The following is a 3,161-nucleotide window of genomic DNA, read 5'->3' on the forward strand; positions in this document are numbered from 1 at the left end:
CCAACCGGCTCGCGCACCCGCGCGGCCCGGCCGGGCCCGCCGGACAGCCGGTCCCGCTGCCCGGCGAGGAGGCCCCCGAGAGCCACCCCAGTTCGCACGATCTGCCGCAGTCGACGGCCGCGTCCGACCCGGCCACCGACACCGGCCCGGTCCGGGACGGCCAGGGCGGCCAGGGGGAGGAGAGCGAGTGATGGCGACCGAATCCCCGGAGAAGCTGCTCACCCCGGTCCTCTCCGCGTACTGGGACGAGCCCCAGGCGTGGACGCTGGAGACCTACAAGCGGCGGCACGACGGCTACGCCGGTCTGGCCAAGGCGCTCGCGATGCCGCCGGACGACGTCATCGCGTATGTGAAGGACGCCGGGCTGCGCGGCCGCGGCGGCGCCGGCTTCCCGACGGGCATGAAGTGGCAGTTCATCCCGCAGGGCGACGACAAGCCGCACTATCTCGTCGTCAACGCCGACGAGTCGGAGCCGGGCACCTGCAAGGACATCCCGCTGATGTTCGCCAACCCGCACTCCCTCATCGAGGGCATCATCATCGCCTGCCACGCGATCCGCTCCTCCCACGCGTTCATCTATCTGCGCGGCGAGGTCGTGCCCGTACTGCGGCGGCTGCACCTGGCCGTGCGCGAGGCGTACGAGGCGGGCTACCTCGGCAAGAACGCCCTCGGCGAGGGCAAGGACCTGGAGCTGACGGTGCACGCCGGCGCCGGCGCCTACATCTGCGGCGAGGAGACGGCGCTGCTGGACTCCCTGGAGGGACGGCGCGGACAGCCCCGGCTGCGGCCGCCGTTCCCCGCCGTCGCCGGTCTCTACGCGTGCCCGACCGTCGTCAACAACGTCGAGTCGATCGCCTCCGTGCCCCCGCTGATCAACCGGGGCAAGGAGTGGTTCCGTTCGATGGGCAGCGAGAAGTCCCCGGGCTTCACGCTCTACTCGCTCAGCGGGCACGTCGCCAACCCCGGCCAGTACGAGGCGCCGCTCGGCATCACGCTGCGCCAGTTGCTGGAGATGAGCGGCGGCATGCGCCCCGGTCACCGGCTGAAGTTCTGGACGCCCGGCGGCTCTTCGACCCCGATGCTCACCGAGGAGCACCTCGACGTGCCGCTCGACTACGAGGGCGTGGGCGCCGCCGGTTCGATGCTCGGCACCAAGGCGCTCCAGTGCTTCGACGAGACGACCTGCGTCGTACGGGCCGTCACGCGCTGGACGGAGTTCTACGCGCACGAGTCCTGCGGCAAGTGCACGCCGTGCCGCGAAGGCACGTACTGGCTGGTGCAGTTGCTGCGCGACTTCGAGGCGGGCAAGGCCACCAAGGCCGACATCGACAAGATCGACGACATCCAGGACAACATCAACGGCAAGTCCTTCTGCGCGCTCGGTGACGGCGCGGCCTCCCCGATCTACTCGTCGCTCCAGTACTTCCGCGAGGAGTACGAGCAGCACATCGAGGAGGGCGGCTGCCCCTTCGACCCCGCGAAGTCGACCGCGTGGGCCGACCGCCACCACAGCGCTCACCCGGAGGTGAAGGCGTGACAGTCACGACAGACGCGAAGACCTCCTCGGGCGGCGAGGGCCGGCCGCCGGCCAACGCCGAGGACATGGTCTCGCTGACCATCGACGGCGCCGAGATCTCCGTGCCGAAGGGCACGCTGGTCATCCGCGCCGCCGAGCAACTGGGCATCGAGATCCCGCGCTTCTGCGACCACCCGCTGCTCGACCCGGTCGGCGCGTGCCGCCAGTGCATCGTCGAGGTCGAGGGCCAGCGCAAGCCGATGGCCTCCTGCACCATCACCTGCACCGACGGCATGGTGGTCAAGACGCAGCTCTCCTCGCCCGTCGCCGAGAAGGCGCAGCGCGGCGTGATGGAGCTGCTGCTCATCAACCACCCGCTGGACTGCCCCGTCTGCGACAAGGGCGGCGAGTGCCCCCTGCAGAACCAGGCCATGTCCACCGGCTCGGCCGACTCCCGCTTCGAGGGCGCCAAGCGCACCTTCGCCAAGCCGGTGCCGATCTCCGACCAGGTGCTGCTGGACCGCGAGCGGTGCGTGCTGTGCGCGCGCTGCACCCGCTTCTCCAACCAGATCGCGGGAGACCCGATGATCGAGATGCTGGAGCGCGGCGCTCTCCAGCAGATCGGCACGGGCGAGGGCGACCCCTTCCAGTCCTACTTCTCCGGCAACACCATCCAGATCTGCCCGGTGGGCGCGCTGACGTCGGCGGCGTACCGCTTCCGTTCGCGCCCCTTCGACCTGGTCTCCTCGCCGTCCGTCTGCGAGCACTGCTCGGGCGGCTGCGCGACGCGTACGGACCACCGGCGCGGCAAGGTCATGCGGCGCATGGCCGCCCTCGACCCCGAGGTCAACGAGGAGTGGATCTGCGACAAGGGCCGCTTCGGCTTCCGCTACGCACAGCGCCCCGACCGGCTCACCACGCCGCTGGTACGCGGCGACGACGGTGAACTGGCGCCCGCGAGCTGGCCGGAGGCCCTGGAGGCCGCCGCCCGCGGACTGGCCGGCGCCCGTGGCCGCGCCGGTGTGCTCACCGGCGGCCGGGTCACCGTCGAGGACGCCTACGCGTACGCGAAGTTCGCGCGGGTCGCCCTCGGCACCAACGACATCGACTTCCGTGCCCGCGTCCACTCCCGCGAGGAGACCGCCTTCCTCAGCGAGCGGATCGCGGGACGCGGCAAGGACCTCGACGGAGGACGCGGCGCGGCCGGCGTCACCAACTCCACGCTGGAGGCGGCGCCTTCGGTGCTCCTCGTCGGTCTGGAGGCCGAGGAGGAGGCGCCCGGCGTCTTCCTGAAGCTGCGCAAGGCCATGCGCAAGCGCGGCCAACGCACCTTCGCCCTCGCCTCGTTCGCGACCCGCGGCCTGGAGAAGGCGGGCGGCACGCTGCTGCCGGCCGCGCCCGGCACGGAGACCGAGTGGCTGGACGCGCTCTCCGGACGGGTCGGGCTGGATGAGACCGGCGAGGCCGCGGCCGACGCGCTGCGCACCGAGGGCTCGGTGATCCTCGTCGGCGAACGCCTCGCGGCGGTGCCCGGGGCGCTGACCGCGGCCGTCCGTACGAGCGTCGCGACCGGCGCCGCGCTGGTGTGGATTCCGCGCCGCGCCGGTGAGCGCGGAGCCGTCGAGGCGGGTGCGCTGCCGACGCT

The 3,161-nt window shown here is 72.0% G+C and carries 2 protein-coding genes and 1 pseudogene; all 3 read left to right on the top strand.

What is annotated here, in order from left to right; genetic code table 11:
• Positions 1-191, top strand: a pseudogene (locus AN218_RS37005) (hypothetical protein); the annotation flags it as partial.
• Positions 191-1,537, top strand: a complete 1,347-nt coding sequence (gene nuoF / locus AN218_RS23310) for an NADH-quinone oxidoreductase subunit NuoF (protein WP_070018864.1) — start codon at positions 191-193, stop codon at positions 1,535-1,537. The pseudogene AN218_RS37005 and the gene nuoF, both read left to right, overlap by 1 nt.
• Positions 1,534-3,161: NADH-quinone oxidoreductase subunit G (locus AN218_RS23315; protein ID WP_141747679.1), on the top strand; the 1,628-nt coding region annotated here is incomplete at its 3' end. The genes nuoF and AN218_RS23315, both read left to right, overlap by 4 nt.

The sequence above is a fragment of the Streptomyces nanshensis genome, from assembly GCF_001751255.1.
Classification (GTDB): Bacteria; Actinomycetota; Actinomycetes; order Streptomycetales; family Streptomycetaceae; genus Streptomyces; species Streptomyces nanshensis_A.